This is a genomic window from Kitasatospora sp. MY 5-36, from assembly GCF_001182915.1.
In the GTDB taxonomy this organism is placed as follows: Bacteria; Actinomycetota; Actinomycetes; order Streptomycetales; family Streptomycetaceae; genus Kitasatospora.
In genome coordinates, this window is sequence record NZ_LFVW01000247.1 from 1 (window position 1) to 15,845 (window position 15,845).

The following is a 15,845-nucleotide window of genomic DNA, read 5'->3' on the forward strand; positions in this document are numbered from 1 at the left end:
CTTAATTCGACGCAACGCGAAGAACCTTACCAAGCTGCTCCAGGGCAAGGACCGCGGCGCGTGGCCGATCGTCCGGGCCGTCCTGGACCCGCGGGTGCGCGGCGGACAGCTGTGGGGGCCCAGGGCCTTCGGCCTGCGCGGCGCACCGGAGCTGGAGCCGGTCCGCGCCCACATGACCGATCCGGCCCTCGCCGCGCGCCTGTGGGACGCCAGCTGCGAAGCGGCCGGCGTCGAGCCCGACCTGGCCCTCCTGTAGCGGCGGCTTCGTCCCGGCGGCTCCCCCGGTGCCCGTCCATCCCAGGAGGTGGCAGGGCACGCGCGCCGGGGGGACCCTGGAGGGGGCGGCCGGCTGCCCCGCGCGGAGCCGAGGAGGTTGACCCGTGAGGTTCATCCAGATCATCGAGTACCGGACGAGTCGGATCGACGAGTTCAACGCCCTGCTCGACAGCTGGGTCGAGAAGAACGCGGGCCACCGGCTGGCGACCCGCTCGCTGCAGACCCGTGACCGCGACGGCGAGAACGTGTACCTGAACATCGTGGAGTTCCCCTCGCACGAGGCGGCGATGCGGAACTCCGACCGCCCTGAGACCTCGGAGTTCGCCGCGCGGGCCGCCGCCCTGTGCGACGGGCCGCCGGTGTTCCGCAACCTCGACCTGGTGAACGAATGGACCTTCCAGGCCTGAGCCGACGCGCGGACGCCGCACCGACAGGCGGCGGGGACGGCGGGATTCCGGTCGGCCGGTAGATTCGCTCCCTCACCACCGACCGAGGGAGTCCCCGTGCCCGACCGGCCCAGCCTGCTGTACGTGACCGACCTGGCCTACCCCGCCCGCGGCCGGCGCTACGGCGACGAGGACGTCCTCCTCACCTCCCGGCTGCGGGAGCACTTCGACCTGGCCCTGTGCCACCCGCTCGACGCCCGGTCCCTGATGGGGCGCTTCGACGGGGTCGTGGTGCGCAACAGCGGCCCGGTGCTGCACTACCGGGAGGAGTACGCCCGGTTCCGCTCCCAGGCGCTGGCCGACGGCGTACGCGTCTACAACCCGCTGACCGGGCGGGGCGACATGGCCGGGAAGCGGTACCTGCTGGACCTGACCGCGTCGGGCCACCCGGTCATCCCCACCGTCGACCGGCCGCAGGACCTCGACCGGCTGCCCGCCGCCGAGCACTACGCGGTCAAGCCCGAGGAGGGCGCCGACAGCATAGGCCTGCGCTTCCTCACCCGCGAGGAGCTGGACGGCGTCGAGTGGGGCGAGGTGCTGGTCCAGCCGCGGATCGACTTCCGGTACGAGGTCTCGTTCTACTTCGTGGACGACGCCTTCCAGTACGCCCTCCACACGCCCGACCCGGCCCGGCGCTGGGTCCTGGAGCCGTACGAGCCGAGCGCCGCCGACCTCGCGTTCGCCCGCGGCTTCGTCGACTGGAACACGCTCGCCCACGGGATCCAGCGGGTGGACGCCTGCCGCGCGCAGGACGGACGCCTGCTCCTGGTCGAGCTGGAGGACCTCAACCCCTACCTCTCCCTCGACCTGGTCGCCGACGAGGTCCGGGAGGGCTTCGTCCGGGCCATGGCGGACTCGCTGCGCCGCTTCCTGGACTGACCCCGACCGCGTACGCCGCCGCCCCGGAAGTCGCCTCCCGGGGCGGCCGCGTACGTCCGGGCCCTCAGCAGATCCGCGGCAGCTGCTCGCCCATCGGCAGGTCGACCACCCGGGTGCCGCCGAAGCCGGTCCGGGCGACGACCATCCCCGGGTGCTCCGCGACGCACTCGCCGATCACCACCGCCTCCGCGCCGAGCGGGTGGGCGCGCATGGCGGCGAGCACCGCGTCCGCCGAGAGACGCGGGACGAAGGCGACCAGCCGGCCCTCGTTGGCGATGTACATCGGGTCCAGGCCCAGCACGGCGCAGGCGTTGGCCACCGGCTCCGGGACGGGGACGGCCCGTTCGCTGAGCACCACGCCCACCCCGGCCGCGACGGCGATCTCGTTGAGCGCCGCGGCCAGGCCGCCCCGGGTGGGGTCGCGCAGCACGTGCAGGTCGGCGGTGGCCGCGAGCATCGCCTCGACCAGGCCGCCGAGCGCCGCGCTGTCACTGCGCACCTCGACCCCGAACTCCAGGCCCTCCCGGACGCTCATGATCGCGACCCCGTGCAGCCCGATCGGCCCGCTGACGATCACCACGTCGCCGGGGCGGGCGCGCTGCGGCCGGATGTCGACCCCGGCCGGGACGATCCCGATGCCGGCGGTGTTCAGGTAGATGCCGTCCCCGTGCCCGGCCTCGACCACCTTGGTGTCCCCGGTGGCGATCTCGACCCCGGCGGTACGGGCGGCGGCGCCGAGCGCCCGGGCGACCCGGTCCACCACGGCCATCTCCACCCCCTCCTCCAGGATGAAGCCGCAGGACAGGTAGGCCGCCCGGGCCCCGCTCATGGCGAGGTCGTTGACCGTACCGTTGACGGCGAGGTCGCCGATGCAGCCGCCGGGGAAGAACAGCGGCCGCACCACGTAGGAGTCGGTGGAGAAGGCGAGCCGGGCGCCGCCCAGCTCCAGCACCGCGGAGTCGCCGAGCCCGGCCAGCACGGGGCCGCCGAAGGCCGGCGCGAACAGGTTCTCCACCAGCTCGGCGGACATCGCCCCGCCGCCGCCGTGGCCCATCACCACCCGGGGGTGGTCGCGCAGCGGCAGCGGGCAGCTCCAGCCGGAGAAGTCGGGCCGCTCGGTGCCCGGGTCCGTGCCCGGGTCGGCGCCGGGCCCGCTGAGCAGTTCGGTGTCAGCCAACGCGACCCGCCTCCTGAGGTTCCTGAAGCTCCCGACGTTCCTGCGGCTCCTGGGCCCGGACGGACGTCCCCGGTACGCCCAGCCGCCGGTACAGGTAGTACGCCGCGCACGCCCCCTCGCTGGACACCATCGTGGCGCCGAGCGGCGTGCGCGGTGTGCAGACGGTGCCGAAGGCCTCGCACTGGTGGGGCTTCAGCAGCCCCTGCAGCACCTCGCCGCTGCGGCAGGCGGCGGGTTCGCGGGTGGTGATCCCGCCGACGTCGAAGCGGTGCTCGGCGTCGTGGTCGCGGTAGCGCGGGGAGAGCCGCCACCCGCTGCGCGGGATCACGCCGATGCCCCGCCAGGGGCGGTCGGCGACCTCGAAGACGTCCTCCAGCATGGCGCGGGCCGCCGGGTTGCCCTCGGGGCGGACGGCCCGCGGGTAGGCGTTGTCGACGGTGTGCTCCCCGCGCTCCAACTGCCGTACGGTGCGCCGGATGCCTTCCAGGATGTCCAGCGGCTCGAAGCCGGTGACGACGATCGGCACCCGGTGGCGTTCGGCCAGCGCCGGGTACTCGGCGGTGCCCATCACGCTGCACACGTGCCCGGCGGCGAGGAAGCCCTGGACCCGGCAGTCCGGCGAGTCCATGATCGCCTCGATCGCGGGCGGTACCCGGACGTGCGAGACCAGCATGCTGAAGTTGCGCAGCCCCTGCTTCCTGGCCAGGTGGACGGCCATGGCGTTCGGCGGGGCGGTGGTCTCGAAGCCGATGCCGAAGAAGACCACCTCCCGGTCCGGGTTCTCCCGGGCGATCCGCAGGGCGTCCAGCGGCGAGTACACCACCCGGACGTCGCCGCCCTCGCCGCGGACCCGGAACAGGTCCCGGTCGGTGCCGGGCACCCGCAGCATGTCGCCGAAGGAGCAGAAGACCACCCCCGGCCGGGCCGCGATCGCCAGGGCCCGGTCGATCATCTCCAGCGGGGTGACGCACACCGGGCAGCCCGGCCCGTGGATCAACTCGACCTCCTCGGGCAGGAGTTGGTCGATGGCATGCCGGATGATGCTGTGCGTCTGACCGCCGCAGACCTCCATCAGCGCCCACGGCCGGGTGACCGTCGCCCTGATGTCGGCGAGCAGCCCGGCGGCCAGCTCGGGGTTGCGGAACTCCTCCAGGTACTTCACCGTCCGGCCTCCTCAGCCTCGGCCCCAGAGCCCGCCGCCGCCCCGGCGGCCTCCCAGGGATCGCCGAACTCCTCCTGCAACAGCCCGAGTTCCTCGAAGAGGGCGAGGGTGCGCCGGGCCGACTCCTCGTCCAGGCGCTGCAGCGCGAAGCCCACGTGGACGATCGCGTAGTCCCCCACCGCGAGGTCCGGCAGGTACTCCAGGCACACGTCCTTGACCACGCCGCCGAAGTCCATCACCGCCATCCTCGCCCCGTCCCGCTCCCCGATCTCCGTCACCCTGCCGGGCACAGCCAGACACATCCGCTCTCACTCCTCCCGGGTGGCCGTCGACCGGGCGGCCACCATCAGCTGGCCGAGCGCCAGACCACCGTCGTTGGGCGGCACCCGGCGGTGCCGCAGTACCGTGAATCCGTCCTCCCCGAGGCCGCTCGCGCAGGCCGAGGAGAGCAGTGCGTTGGCGAAGACCCCGCCGCTGAGCGCCACCGTGGTGGCGCCGTACCGGTCCCGGACGGCCGCGCAGCTCCGCCGGACCAGGTCGGCCACCGCGCGGTGGAAGCGGGCGGCGACCAGGCCCGCGGGGGCGCCCGCGGTCACGTCGGCCACCACGGCGGCCAGCACCGGCCCGGGGTCGGCGGTCCAGCCGCCGGCCCGCGCCGACAACCCGAACGCGTAGCCGTCGTCCGCCCGCGCCGTCGGCCCGGCCCCGGGGCCGTCAGCGCGGCCGAACCCGCAGGCCGCCGCCTCCAGTTCGATCGCCGCCTGGGCCTCGTACCCGGCCCGGTGGCAGACCCCGGCGAGCGAGGACACCGCGTCGAACAGCCGCCCCATGCTGGAGCTCGGCAGGCAGTTCAGTCGCCGCTCCAACTGCCGTTCCAGCAGGCCGAGTTCCGCCGCTCCGCAGGCCCGGACCGGCGGCAGCTCCGGCAGCCAGGGCAGCCCGGCCGCGCGCAGGTGGGCGAGCGCCGTCCGGTACGGGCGCTCGACGGCCGCGTCCCCGCCCGGCAGCGGCACGTACCCGAGGTGGGCGAGGCGGCGGAACCCGTCGTAGTCGGCCAGCAGCACCTCGCCGCCCCAGACCGCGCCGTCCGCGCCGTAGCCGGTGCCGTCGAAGGCCACCCCGAGCACCGGGCGGCTGCCGTCCAGTCCGTGCTCGGCCATCACCGCGGCGATGTGGGCGTGGTGGTGCTGCACCCGGTGCACCGGCCGGCCGGCGGCGGTCCGCTCGGCGTGCCGGAGCGAGCGGTAGCCGGGGTGCCGGTCGGCGACCAGCAGTTCGGGCCGGACGCCGCTGACCGTGCCGAGCTGCTCGACCGCCCGGTCGAAGGCCCGCAGGGTGGCCAGGTCGTCCATGTCGCCGATGTGGCCGGACAGCCAGGCGTAGCCGTCCCGGGCCAGCGCGAAGGTGTTCTTCAGGTCGCCGCCGACCGCCAGCGCCGGGCGCACGGGCACCGGCAGCGGGATCGGCAGCGGCGCGTACCCGCGCGAGCGGCGCAGCGGCAGCTGCTCGCCGTCCACCACCCGCACCACCGAGTCCTCGCAGGGCACGTGGATCGGCCGGTCGTGGCCGAGCCAGCCGTCGACCAGCGGGGCGAGCCGCTCCAGCGCCTCCCGGTCCTCGGTGACGATCGGCTCGCCGGAGAGGTTGGCGCTGGTCATCACCAGCAGGTCCGGCCCGGGGGCGGCGAGCAGCAGGTGGTGCAGCGGCGTGTACGGGAGCATCACCCCGAGGTCGGGGCTGCCCGGGGCCACGCCCTCGGGCACCGGCAGGCCGGTGCGGCGCAGCAGGACGATCGGCCGGACCGGCCCGGTGAGCAGTTCCCGCTCGACCGGGTCGACGGGCAGCAGGCCCTCGACGGTGGCGAGGTCGCGGGCCATCAGGGCGAAGGGCTTGCGGCCGCGCCGCTTGCGCCGGCGGAGCAGGGCGACGGCCGCGGCGTCGCGCGCGTCGCAGGCGAGGTGGTAGCCGCCGATGCCCTTGACGGCGAGGACCGCGCCGTCGGCCAGCAGCCGCCGGGCCTCCGCCAGGGCCTGCTCCCCGCCGAGGTCGGGGCGTCCGGGCACGGTCAGTGCGAGCCGGGGCCCGCAGGCGTGGCAGGCGACGGGTTGGGCGTGGAACCGGCGGTCGGCGGGGTCGGCGTACTCGCGGGCGCAGTCCGGGCACAGCGGGAAGCCGGCCATGGTGGTGTTGGCCCGGTCGTACGGCAGGCCGGTGACGATGGTGTGCCGGGGGCCGCAGTTGGTGCAGCTGATGAACGGGTGCCGGTGGCGGCGGTCGGCCGGGTCGGCGAGTTCGGCCAGGCAGTCGGCGCAGACGGCGGTGTCGGGCGGGATCAGGGTGGCGCGGGCGCCGTCGGGGCGGGAGGGGACGATGCGGAAGCCGGTGGCGCCGGTGGCGGCGAGCGGCGCGTGCTCCACCTCGTGCACCTGGGCGAGCGGCGGCGCGTCGCCGGCCACCCGCCGGCAGAAGGCGTCCAGCGCGTCCGGGCTGCCCTCGACCTCGACCAGGACGCCTTCGCCGGTGTTGGTGACGGTGCCGGCCAGTCCGAGTTCACCGGCCAGGGTGTGGACGAACGGCCGGAAGCCGACCCCCTGCACCAGGCCGCGGACGGCGACCCGCCGCCGCTCGCGGTCGAGCCCGGGGTGGGCGGCCGTCACGCGTGCTCCCCCACGGCGGTGTGGCCGTGGCCGTGGTCGTGCCCGTGGTCGTGCCCGTGGTCGTGAGAGTGGTCGTGATCGTGAGAGTGCCCGTGGTCGTGAGAGTGGTCGTGATCGTGAGAGTGCCCGTGGTCGTGCGGCGCCGCCGCGGCCATCACCGGCCGGTGCGGCCGCGCCCCGTCCAGGACGCCGAGCGCCCGGTCCAGCAGCGCCCCGACGCCCTCGCCCGTCCGGGCCGAGGTGTTCAGCACCTCCACCCCGGGGTTGACCCGCTGGACGTTGGCCAGGAACGCCGCCTCGTCGAACTCGGCCGCCGCCGCGAGGTCCGTCTTCGTCACGAGCACCAGGTTGGCCAGCCCGAAGGCCGTCGGGTACTTGAGCGGCTTGTCCTCGCCCTCGGTCACCGAGGCCAGCACCACCCGCAGCGTCTCGCCGAGGTCGTAGGAGGCCGGGCAGACCAGGTTGCCGACGTTCTCCACGAACAGCAGCCGGCAGTCGTCCGGCAGCCAGCCGTCCAGGTGCCCGGCGAGCATCCGCGCCTCCAGGTGGCAGAGCCCGTCGGTGAGCACCTGCTTCACCGGGGCGCCCGAGCGGGCCAGCCGGCGCGCGTCGTTCTCGGTGGCGAGGTCGGCGGTCAGCGCGGCGACGGGCACCCCGCGTCGCCGGGCGAGCCCCAACTCGGCCTCCAGCAGAGCGGTCTTGCCGCTGCCGGGGCTGGAGAGCAGGTTCACCGCGACCGTCCCCCGCGCGGCCAGTGCCGCCCGCAGTCCGCGGGCGCTGTCGTCGTTGCGGGCGAGGACCGCCTGACGGAGGTCGACCGTGCGGCACATCGGCATCAGCCTTTCTGGTTCGGCCCGGACGTCAGCGTTCCCGGGCCCACTCGACGTCGAGGATCTGCAGCTCGCGGCCGGACAGCAGCTCCACGCCGCCACCGCCGGAGCAGCTCGGGCAGCCGAGGTCCGGCGGCATGCCGACCGCCCACTCGACCGCGCAGGGGGCGCAGCGGGCCCGGGCCGCGACGGACTCGGTGTCCAGCGCCGCGCCCGCCACCAGCGTTCCGGCGCAGGCGAGTTCGAAGCAGAAGTCGAGGGCCTCGGGCACCACGCCGGCCAGCTCGCCGACCCGCAGCCGCACCCGTGCCACCCCGGGGGCCCCGTGTTCGCGCGCGGCCGTGTCCACCTGCTCGACGACGGCTTCGGCGATCGACATCTCGTGCATGGGTCCCTTCCCGGAGCGGGCGGCAACGCGCCCCATTACAGGGCGAGGTGGCGGCGGCGGCCCGCAGCCGCGCCGCCACCGTCCGCGGGGCTGCGCCGTTCGCAGCAGTGCGCGCCTCACATCCGGGAGATGCGCACGTACCGCTTGAGGTCCGGCAGGTTCTGCCAGACCAGTGCGCCGATCCCCGCCAGCAGGGCCGCGCAGAACAGTTTCCTCAGCATGGTGTTGTCTCCTTCTCCGGCTGCTTCTCCGGCTGCGCGGCCTCGTCCACGACCCGCAGGACCATTCGCACCGCCTCCGCCACGGCGGCGGCGACGGGCTCACTGAGCCCGATGCCCTCCTCCAGCGAGGCCGGCTCGCAGCCGACCACCAGGACGCGTTCGGGCGGCTCGCCGCCGGTGCCGGCGGCGAGCGTGGCGAGCAGGGCCAGTACGGCGTCGGGCCCCATCCGGTGCCCGTCGAGGGCGGGCGGTTCCGGCGGCTGTTCGGCGTCCGCCTCGATCAGGTAGAGGGTGCCGGGCGCCCCGCCCCGGTGGACGGCGTCCACCAGGACGGCGGTGCGGTGGCCGTCGAGCAGCCGGTAGGCGAGGTCGACGCCGCGCACGCCGACGTCGACCACCTCGACGCCCGCCGGCAGCGGGTGGGCGGACAGCCGCCGTACGGTCTCGACCCCGAAGCCGTCGTCGCCGAGGAAGATGTTGCCCACCCCGGCGACCAGCACCGTGCGGTCCGTCATGGCCCCTCCACCGGAGCGGCTCCGTCCAGCGCAGCGGTCCCGTCCACCGGGGCGGTCCCGTCCAGTGGCGTGACCTCGTCGGGCTGGAAGTAGCGGAAGCGCCCCTGGGCCCGCCACAGGTCGGCGCCCGGGTCGTCCTCCACCGTGACGGCCAGGTGCACCGAGCCGTCGAGGTCGTGCAGCACCGCCTCCACGATGCCGGTCCGCCCGTCCAGGAAGAGGTCCTGGGCGTCGGTGCGCCGCCGTCCGGGCCGCAGCAGCACCCGGCTGCCGGCGCCCACCTGGTGGCCGTCGACCAGCACCCGGTCCCGCTCGGGGTCGACCCCGGGGTCGTCGCCCGGGTCCCACCAGGGCTGCTCGGGACGGCCGAGGGCGGTGCTGCCGGTGGCCTCGCGCAGCCCGCGGATCGCGCCGTGCAGCCGGTCCAGCACCTCGGGCGGCATGGACTCGGCCAGGTCGATCACCGCGCCGGCCCGGTCGTCGGTGCCGCGGGCCTCGCGCTTCTCCTCCTCGGTCAGGGCCGCCGTCCGCAGCGCCAGGATCTCGTCGATCTCGGTGGCGTCGTACAGGGTGCCGAGGCTCTCCGGGGCGATCCGCGGGTGGTCCTCCAGGATGATCGGCGAGGACAGCACCACCCCGCGCTCGCCGTCCGGCCCGGCCAGCACCGGCCAGGTGCGCTCGTTGCGGCACCGCTCGACGGCCGGGCGGGCCCACTCGGGCGGGTCGGTGACGGACAGGAAGCGGCCGTGCTCCAGGCCGAGCAGCAGGTGCGCGGAGACCAGCGAGCGCGGCAGCGCCTGGTCGCGGGTGGCGTGCCGGGACGGCCGCCAGGCGGAGCTGTTCTCCACCTCCACGGTCAGCCGCTGCGCCCGGTACGGGCCGGGCAGTTCCTCGGCCCGCAGCCAGAGCAGGCCGTCGACCTGCTCGCGGCGCCGTATCACCCGGCCGACGACGGCGTCCCGCTCGTGCACCAGCCCGGTCTCGCCGACGCCCGGCAGCCGGAACGGCCGCTGCACCCCCTCACCGGCCAACTCCTCGACCGGTACCAGGAGTTCGATCCGCTCCTCGACGCCCTCGTCCCATTCGACGAGGTCCCGGTCGGCCAGCTCCAGCCGCTCCACGGACTCGAAACCGGCGGCGGTGGCCTGTTCGACGGTGCGCCGCTGGACCCGTAGGAAGCGCAGCTCGACCGCCAGCCGGTCCCCGTCGCGCGCCTCCATCAGGCACTCGGTGCGCTGGTGGGAGTGCTCGCCGCCCTGCGCGGTGTACTCGGGCGGCACCAGGACGCCGAACTGCCAGCGCAGCCGGTTCTTGGCCGCCGAGGCGCGGTACGGGTAGAGCACGTAGCCCTCCAACAGCACCGCGTCGGCGATCTGCCGGGCGGCCGCGAAGCCGCGTTCGATCCGCTCCGGGAGGCCGCTCACCGGGCCCCCTCCCCGATCGCCGCGGCCGTGAGCAGCTCGCGCACCGTCGCCTCCCAGGAGGGCAGGGCCCGCCGCGAGCGGTAGGCCAGCAGCTCGGCCATGGCGTCCTCCGGCAGCCGCAGCCAGCCGCTGCCGGGGAAGTGCCGGTCGATCGCCTCCCGCCAGACCCGCACCGGCATCCGCACCCGGGCCTCCCGGTCCCAGGGCACCGGGCTGACCTGGAAGCCGCCGGGGCCGGCGAAGGCGGTGCCGGAGAAGAGCAGCAGCAGCGGCACCTCGCCGCCGTCCAGTGCCCGGAAGTAGCGGGCCGAAGCGACGTCCTGGTCGTAGGTGCACGGCACCGCGAGGTCGATCTCGGTCTCGCCGGTGAAGCCGGGGACGAGCAGCGGCACGGTGGCGAACTGGATCGGGTTGAGCGTGGTCGCCCAGCGCTCCCGTCCGCCGAACAGGTCGGCCAGCCGCCCGCCCTCGGCCTCGCCGTACGGCCGGCGGACCGGTTCGATCCGCAGCTGGCACTGGAGGGCGAGGGCGTGCACCCGGGTGTCGGCCGGGGCCGTGATCCGCAGCCGGAAGACCAGGGTCGGCCCGGCCGCGTACGGGTCGGACCGCACGCCGGTGCAGGCGAAGCCGAGCGCCGTCACGCCGTCACCTCCGCGGGCAGCGGGCGGGCCCGGTCGGCCAGGCGCGCGAAGAACGCGTCGAGTTCGGCCCGCGCCTCGGCGCCGCCGTCGAAGCCGTGCCAGCACCGCCGCAGCCGGCCGACCAGCTCGTAGCAGATGTCGATCGGCACCAGGAAGCACGCCACGCGCTCCTCGGTGCGGCGCACCAGCAGCGCCTCCACGTCGGGTTCCAGGGCGGCGGCCAGCCGGCTGCCGCCGAGGGCGCGCTGCCAGGCCTGCTCGTCCAGTTCGCTCTCGGTGGCGCCGGCCGGGCCGGGGTAGAAGGCCAGCAGCTGGTCCATCACGGTGCTGCGGAACAGGAAGGCGGTGCCCACCGGGATGCCCAGCACCGACCAGGCCTGCTGGTCCAACTCCCGTTCCGGGTCGGCGAGGTAGCGGTCCGGCACGGTGCGGTAGCGGCCGCCGGCCGCGCCCGGCTGCTGGAACAGCAGGCCGCAGGCGGTGCAGGCGCAGGCCAGGGCGCGGTCCTCGACGTCCACCAGGTGGCGGTGGCCGCCGGGCAGGTCCCGGCCGCAGAAGGCGCACTGCTCGGGGCGCGGCGGCGCCGGTTCGCGCAGCCGGTGCAGCAGGGCGGTCCCGTCGCGGGAGATCCGGCGGGTGTTCATCGCGCCTCCGCGGGCTGCGGCGGGCGGGTGCCGATCTGGAGCAGCTGCGGGGCGCGTTCCAGTTCCACGGCCGTCACCTCGGGCGCGTGGCAGGCCAGGACGGCCTGCGCCTCCTGTTCGCCGCAGCCGCAGCCGGTGGCCGTGCGGCGCAGCCGCAGGACGCCGGTGGCCGGGTCGAAGCCGGCCGCCTCGACCCGCTCGGGCAGGGCCGCGAGCGCCCGCTCGATCCGGGCGGGGAGGTCCTCGGGGTGCAGGTCGTGCAGGAGCAGCAGCCCGGCCACGACCGGGTCGTCCAGCATCCGGTCCAGGGCGGGCGGGGGCAGTGCCGGCACCAGCCGGGCCAGGCCCTGGCCGTAGAACTCCATGAGGTCGCGGACCAGTTGCTCGCCGGCCCGCTCGGCGTCGGCGCCGCTGTCGGCCAGCGCGTCCAGGGCCTGCTGGATCCGCAGCCCGGTCTGCTCGGCCGTCATGCGGTGAGCCCGCTCAGGCCGGTGGGCACGTGCATGGTCTGCACGGTGCGCCCGCCGCCGACGTACATGTGCACGCCGCAGGGCAGACAGGGGTCGAAGCTGCGGACCGCGCGCATGATGTCGATGCCCTTGAAGGTGTCCGGCGGGTTCTCCTCGAAGATCGGGGTGTTCTGCACCGCGTCCTCGTACGGGCCGGGCGTGCCGTAGCTGTCCCGGACGCTGGCGTTCCACGGGGTGGGCGGGTACGGGTGGTAGTTGGCGATCTTGCCGTCGCGGATCACCATGTGGTGCGAGAGCACGCCGCGCACGGCCTCGGTGAAACCGCAGCCGATCGACTCGTCCGGCACCTCGAAGCGCTCCCAGGTCTGGCTGCGCCCGGCGCGGACCTCGTCGAGCGCCTTCTCGGCGAAGTGCAGGGCGGCGGCGGCCGCGTACGCCTGGAAGTAGGTGCGGGCGCGGTTGCGCTCGATGGCGTTGCTCCACTGCGGGATCTTCCACTCGAAGGTGACCTCGGGCTTGGTCATCGAGCGGGGCAGGTTGATCTGCACGCTGTGGCCGGTGGCCTTGACGTAGCCGATGTCGACCAGCCCGGACAGCGCGGTGGACCACAGCCGGGCGATCGGGCCGCCGCCGGTGTCGAGGGCGAGGTGGTCCTTGCCGTCGAACCAGCGCGGGGACATCACCCAGCTGTACTTGTCGTCGAAGTTGCGCTTCTGCGGCTGCGGGATGGTGTGCTGGTTCCAGGGGTGCCGGGGGTCGACGGGGTTGCCGAGCGGGTCGTGGGTGACGAACAGCTCCTTGCCCTGCCAGTCCTCGTAGTAGGAGCTGCCGAGCAGGATGCGGATGCCGAGGTTGATCTCGGTGAGGTCGTTGGTGACGAGCTTGCCGTCCACCACGACGCCGGGGGTGACGAACATCCGCCGGCCCCAGTCCGTCATGTTGCGGTACGTGAAGTCGCAGTGGTCCGGGTCGTTGAGGCTGCCCCAGCAGCCGAGCAGGACCCGGCGCCGGCCGACCTCCTCGTAGCCGGGCAGGGCCTGGTAGAAGAAGTCGAAGAGGTCGTCGTGCAGCGGCACGACCTTCTTCATGAACTCGACGTAGCGCATCAGCCGGGTCAGGTAGTCGGTGAACAGCTGCACCGTCGCGACGGTGCCGACGCCGCCCGGGTAGAGCGTGGAGGGGTGCACGTGGCGGCCCTCCATCAGGCAGAACATCTCCCGGGTGTACCGGCTGACCTGGAGCGCCTCGCGGTAGAACTCGCCCTCGATCGGGTTGAGCGAGCGCATGATGTCGGCGATCGTCTTGTAGCCGTGGTCGCCGGCGTGCGGGGCCTCGGTGCGCTCGGCGAGCTCCAGCACGCCGGGGTTGGTCTCGCGGACCATCCGCTCGCAGTAGTCGACCCCGACCAGGTTCTCCTGGAAGATGTTGTGGTCGAACATGTACTCGGCGGCCTCACCGAGGTTGATGATCCACTCCCCCAGGTGCGGGGGCTTCACCCCGTACGCCATGTTCTGCGTGTAGACGGAGCAGGTGGCGTGGTTGTCGCCGCAGATCCCGCAGATCCGGCTGGTGATGAAGTGGGCGTCGCGCGGGTCCTTGCCGCGCATGAAGACGCTGTAGCCGCGGAAGACCGAGGAGGTGCTGTAGCACTCCGCGACCCGCTTCTGCTTGAAGTCGATCTTCGTGTGGATGCCCAGGCTGCCCACGATCCGGGTGATCGGGTCCCAGGACATCTCGGTCAGGCCGCTGCCGTCGCCGGCCGCCCTGGTGGTCGGTGTTGCCATCGTGTCTGTCGTGTCCTTGTCTCTGGGAGCGGGGCCTCGGCGAGCGGGGGCCGTGCGGACGGGGGCCGTGGGAGCGGGGTCCCCGCGGAGGGGATCCCGGCGGACGGGGCGGGGGAAGGCGGCGGCCGCACACCGGGCGGTGTGCGGCCCCGCGGCGTCACCAGGGCGGGCGGTAGCCCGTGGTCAGGCGGCTGCCGGTGCGGCGCCACTTGGGTTCCTTGTCGAGGGTGCTCTGGGTGATCGCGCGCAGCCGGCGGATCACCGAGCCGTACGCGCTGCTGGCGGCGGTGGAGACGTGCGAGCCGGGCGGCGGGTCCATGAAGGGCATGAACTTGTCCGGGAAGCCCGGCATGGTGCAGGCGATGCAGATGCCGCCCACGTTCGGGCAGCCGCCGATGCCGTTGGTCCAGCCGCGCTTGGTGACGTTGCACTTGACGACCGGGCCCCAGCAGCCGAGCCGGACGAGGCACTCGGGCGTGCCGTAGTCGGTGGCGAACTGCCCCTGCTCGTAGTAGCCGCCGCGGTCGCAGCCCTCGTGCACGGTGGCGCCGAACAGCCAGGCGGGCCGCAGCTTGTCGTCCAGCGGGATCATCGGCGCGGAGCCGGCCAGCTGGTACAGCAGGTAGGTGAGCGTCTCGGCGAAGTTGTCGGGCTGGATCGGGCAGCCGGGCACGCAGACGATCGGCAGTCCGGCCTTGGACTTCCAGTCCCAGCCCAGGTAGTCCGGCACGCCCATCGCGCCGGTCGGGTTGCCGGCCATCGCGTGGATGCCGCCGTACGTGGCACAGGTGCCGATCGCCACCACGGCGGTCGCCTTCGGGGCGAGCCGGTCCAGCCACTCGCTGGTGGTGATGGGCTGGCCGGTGGCGGGGTCGTCGCCGAAGCCGCACCAGTAGCCCTCCTTCTTGATCTTCTCGTTGGGGATGGACCCCTCGACGACCAGCACGAACGGCTCGATCTCGCCGCGCTCGGCCTTGAAGAACCACTCGACGAAGTTGTCCGCGCCCTGGACCGGGCCGCACTCGAAGTCGATCAGCGGCCAGTGCACGGCGACCTTGGGCAGGCCGGGCAGCGCGCCGGTGACGATCTCCTCGATGCTCGGCTGCATCGCGGCGGTCAGCGAGACGGAGTCGCCGTCGCAGCTGAGGCCCGCGTTGATCCAGAGGATGTGCACCGCGTCGGCGTCGGGCTTCGCGGCGGCCTCGGCCGTCCCGGCCGTCGAAGCGGTTGGAGCTGTTGCAGCACCCATGAGGATGCCTCCTCGGGGATGGGAGCCGGAGGGAATGGCTCGAAGCCAGTCTTAGCAACGGTCCGGGCCGGGCGCCGGTCCGCGCGGCGGGAGCCGGCGCCCGGGGAGGCAAGCCCGGCGGGGCCGTTCGGGTCACGCTCGCGCGGCGGGCCCCGTCGGCACCGGGCGCTTGTGGACGAACGCGGAACGCAGCGCGTGATACGGCGATTCGGGTGTGAAGAACTGCCGGTGCATCACCGCGAGCTCCTCCTCCCGGTACGCGTCGAGCGGCTTCGTCCGCTCGTCGGCCTCGCGCGCGGCCTTCTTCGCCGCGATCCGCTGCTGGGCGGTGGGCGAGGCGGCGAGCAGCCCGGCCAGGTGGGCCGCGGACGGCCCGAACTCCTCCGGCCCGCAGGCCAGCACCCGGTCGACCAGGCCGATCCGCTCGGCCGTCGCCGCGGAGACCGGGAGCGCCTGGCGGGTCAGCCGCTCGGCCGCCGCCGCGCCGACCCTGCGCGGCAGGGTGTACGTCCAGTACTCCGAGCCGTGCAGCCCCATCAGCCGGTAGTGGGGGTTGAGGACGGAGCCGGCGCGGCACCACACCTCGTCCGCCGCCAGGGCCAGCATCACCCCGCCCGCCGCCGCGTTGCCGCCGACGGCGGCGACCACCAGCCGGTCGGTGGTGGTGAGCACCGCGTCGACCAGCTCGTCCATCGCGGTGATGTTGTCCCAGGACTCGACGGCCGGGTCCGGCGCGGCCTCGATCACGTTGAGGTGGATGCCGTTGGAGAAGAAGTCCCGGCCGCCGCCGAGCACCAGCACCGAGGTCGGACGGGCCGCGGCGAAGCGGTACGCGGCCAGCAGCCGGCGGCAGTGGCCGGTGGACATCGCGCCGCCCGGGAAGGAGAAGCGCAGGAAGCCCACCGGGCCGTCCTCGCGGTAGCGCAGGTCCGACCAGACCGGGCCGTCCCCCTCCCCCGGCATCAGCGGCGCCGCCACCTCCGGCAGCGCCGGCAGCAGCCCGCCGAGGGCCGTGGCCGCCGGGAGCTTGACGCCCGCCGGGCCGCCGGGGGTGCGGCGGCGGAGCTCGGGGATCCAGACCG

16 protein-coding genes and 1 pseudogene are annotated in these 15,845 nt (G+C 74.4%); 3 read left to right on the forward strand and 14 right to left on the reverse strand.

From position 1 onward, the window contains the following. The 3 genes and pseudogenes from AE652_RS17775 to AE652_RS17785 form a co-directional block, all read left to right on the forward strand. A pseudogene (locus AE652_RS17775) lies at positions 1 to 256 on the forward strand (short-chain dehydrogenase); the annotation flags it as partial. Positions 257 to 380: 124 nt separating this feature from the next. Further along, positions 381 to 683: a hypothetical protein gene (locus AE652_RS17780; protein ID WP_049652574.1), complete on the forward strand. Its 303-nt coding sequence runs from the start codon at positions 381 to 383 to the stop codon at positions 681 to 683. A 96-nt stretch (positions 684 to 779) separates the two neighbouring features. Then, a complete protein-coding gene (locus tag AE652_RS17785) occupies positions 780 to 1,601 on the forward strand; it encodes a hypothetical protein (protein ID WP_049652576.1) in 822 nt (273 codons plus the stop codon). Positions 1,602 to 1,665: 64 nt separating this feature from the next. On the opposite strand, the gene hypE is transcribed toward AE652_RS17785, so the two are convergent. The 14 genes from hypE to AE652_RS17855 form a co-directional block, all read right to left on the reverse strand. Next, on the reverse strand, positions 1,666 to 2,763 hold the full coding sequence (gene hypE, locus AE652_RS17790) for a hydrogenase expression/formation protein HypE (protein WP_049652599.1): 1,098 nt from the start codon (positions 2,761 to 2,763) through the stop codon (positions 1,666 to 1,668). A gap of 7 nt (positions 2,764 to 2,770) precedes the next feature. Then, a complete protein-coding gene (gene hypD, locus AE652_RS17795; protein WP_049652578.1) occupies positions 2,771 to 3,940 on the reverse strand; it encodes a hydrogenase formation protein HypD in 1,170 nt (389 codons plus the stop codon). After that, on the reverse strand, positions 3,937 to 4,242 hold the full coding sequence (locus tag AE652_RS17800) for a HypC/HybG/HupF family hydrogenase formation chaperone (RefSeq protein ID WP_049652580.1): 306 nt from the start codon (positions 4,240 to 4,242) through the stop codon (positions 3,937 to 3,939). Before AE652_RS17800 ends, hypD begins: the two co-directional genes overlap by 4 nt. A 6-nt stretch (positions 4,243 to 4,248) precedes the next feature. Then, positions 4,249 to 6,597 carry a carbamoyltransferase HypF gene (gene hypF / locus AE652_RS17805; protein WP_049652581.1) on the reverse strand — a complete coding sequence of 783 codons (2,349 nt, stop codon included), beginning with the start codon at positions 6,595 to 6,597 and terminating at the stop codon, positions 4,249 to 4,251. Then, positions 6,594 to 7,427 carry a hydrogenase nickel incorporation protein HypB gene (gene hypB / locus AE652_RS17810; RefSeq protein ID WP_049652601.1) on the reverse strand — a complete coding sequence of 278 codons (834 nt, stop codon included), beginning with the start codon at positions 7,425 to 7,427 and terminating at the stop codon, positions 6,594 to 6,596. Before hypB ends, hypF begins: the two co-directional genes overlap by 4 nt. 31 nt (positions 7,428 to 7,458) lie before the next feature. Next, positions 7,459 to 7,815: a hydrogenase maturation nickel metallochaperone HypA gene (hypA, locus tag AE652_RS17815; RefSeq protein WP_049652583.1), complete on the reverse strand. Its 357-nt coding sequence runs from the start codon at positions 7,813 to 7,815 to the stop codon at positions 7,459 to 7,461. A gap of 214 nt (positions 7,816 to 8,029) precedes the next feature. Beyond that, positions 8,030 to 8,551, reverse strand: a complete 522-nt coding sequence (locus tag AE652_RS17820) for a hydrogenase maturation protease (RefSeq protein WP_049652585.1) — start codon at positions 8,549 to 8,551, stop codon at positions 8,030 to 8,032. After that, positions 8,548 to 9,975 (reverse strand): hypothetical protein, encoded by a 1,428-nt coding sequence (locus AE652_RS17825; protein WP_049652587.1) that lies wholly within the window; start codon positions 9,973 to 9,975, stop codon positions 8,548 to 8,550. The genes AE652_RS17820 and AE652_RS17825 overlap by 4 nt, the downstream gene beginning before the upstream one ends. Then, positions 9,972 to 10,616 (reverse strand): DUF6084 family protein, encoded by a 645-nt coding sequence (locus AE652_RS17830; RefSeq protein WP_049652590.1) that lies wholly within the window; start codon positions 10,614 to 10,616, stop codon positions 9,972 to 9,974. The genes AE652_RS17825 and AE652_RS17830 overlap by 4 nt, the downstream gene beginning before the upstream one ends. Beyond that, positions 10,613 to 11,260: a DUF5947 family protein gene (locus tag AE652_RS17835; protein WP_234348427.1), complete on the reverse strand. Its 648-nt coding sequence runs from the start codon at positions 11,258 to 11,260 to the stop codon at positions 10,613 to 10,615. The genes AE652_RS17830 and AE652_RS17835 overlap by 4 nt, the downstream gene beginning before the upstream one ends. Further along, the gene (locus tag AE652_RS17840) at positions 11,257 to 11,730 is read right to left on the reverse strand and encodes a hypothetical protein (RefSeq protein ID WP_049652591.1); all 474 of its coding nucleotides are present in this window, start codon (positions 11,728 to 11,730) and stop codon (positions 11,257 to 11,259) included. Before AE652_RS17840 ends, AE652_RS17835 begins: the two co-directional genes overlap by 4 nt. Beyond that, on the reverse strand, positions 11,727 to 13,514 hold the full coding sequence (locus AE652_RS17845; RefSeq protein WP_049652594.1) for a nickel-dependent hydrogenase large subunit: 1,788 nt from the start codon (positions 13,512 to 13,514) through the stop codon (positions 11,727 to 11,729). The genes AE652_RS17840 and AE652_RS17845 overlap by 4 nt, the downstream gene beginning before the upstream one ends. 157 nt (positions 13,515 to 13,671) lie before the next feature. Continuing rightward, a complete protein-coding gene (locus tag AE652_RS17850; protein ID WP_049652595.1) occupies positions 13,672 to 14,763 on the reverse strand; it encodes a hydrogenase expression protein HypE in 1,092 nt (363 codons plus the stop codon). 132 nt (positions 14,764 to 14,895) lie between these two features. Further along, a partial coding sequence (locus tag AE652_RS17855; RefSeq protein WP_049652597.1) for an enoyl-CoA hydratase/isomerase family protein occupies positions 14,896 to 15,845 on the reverse strand: 950 nt, incomplete at its 5' end.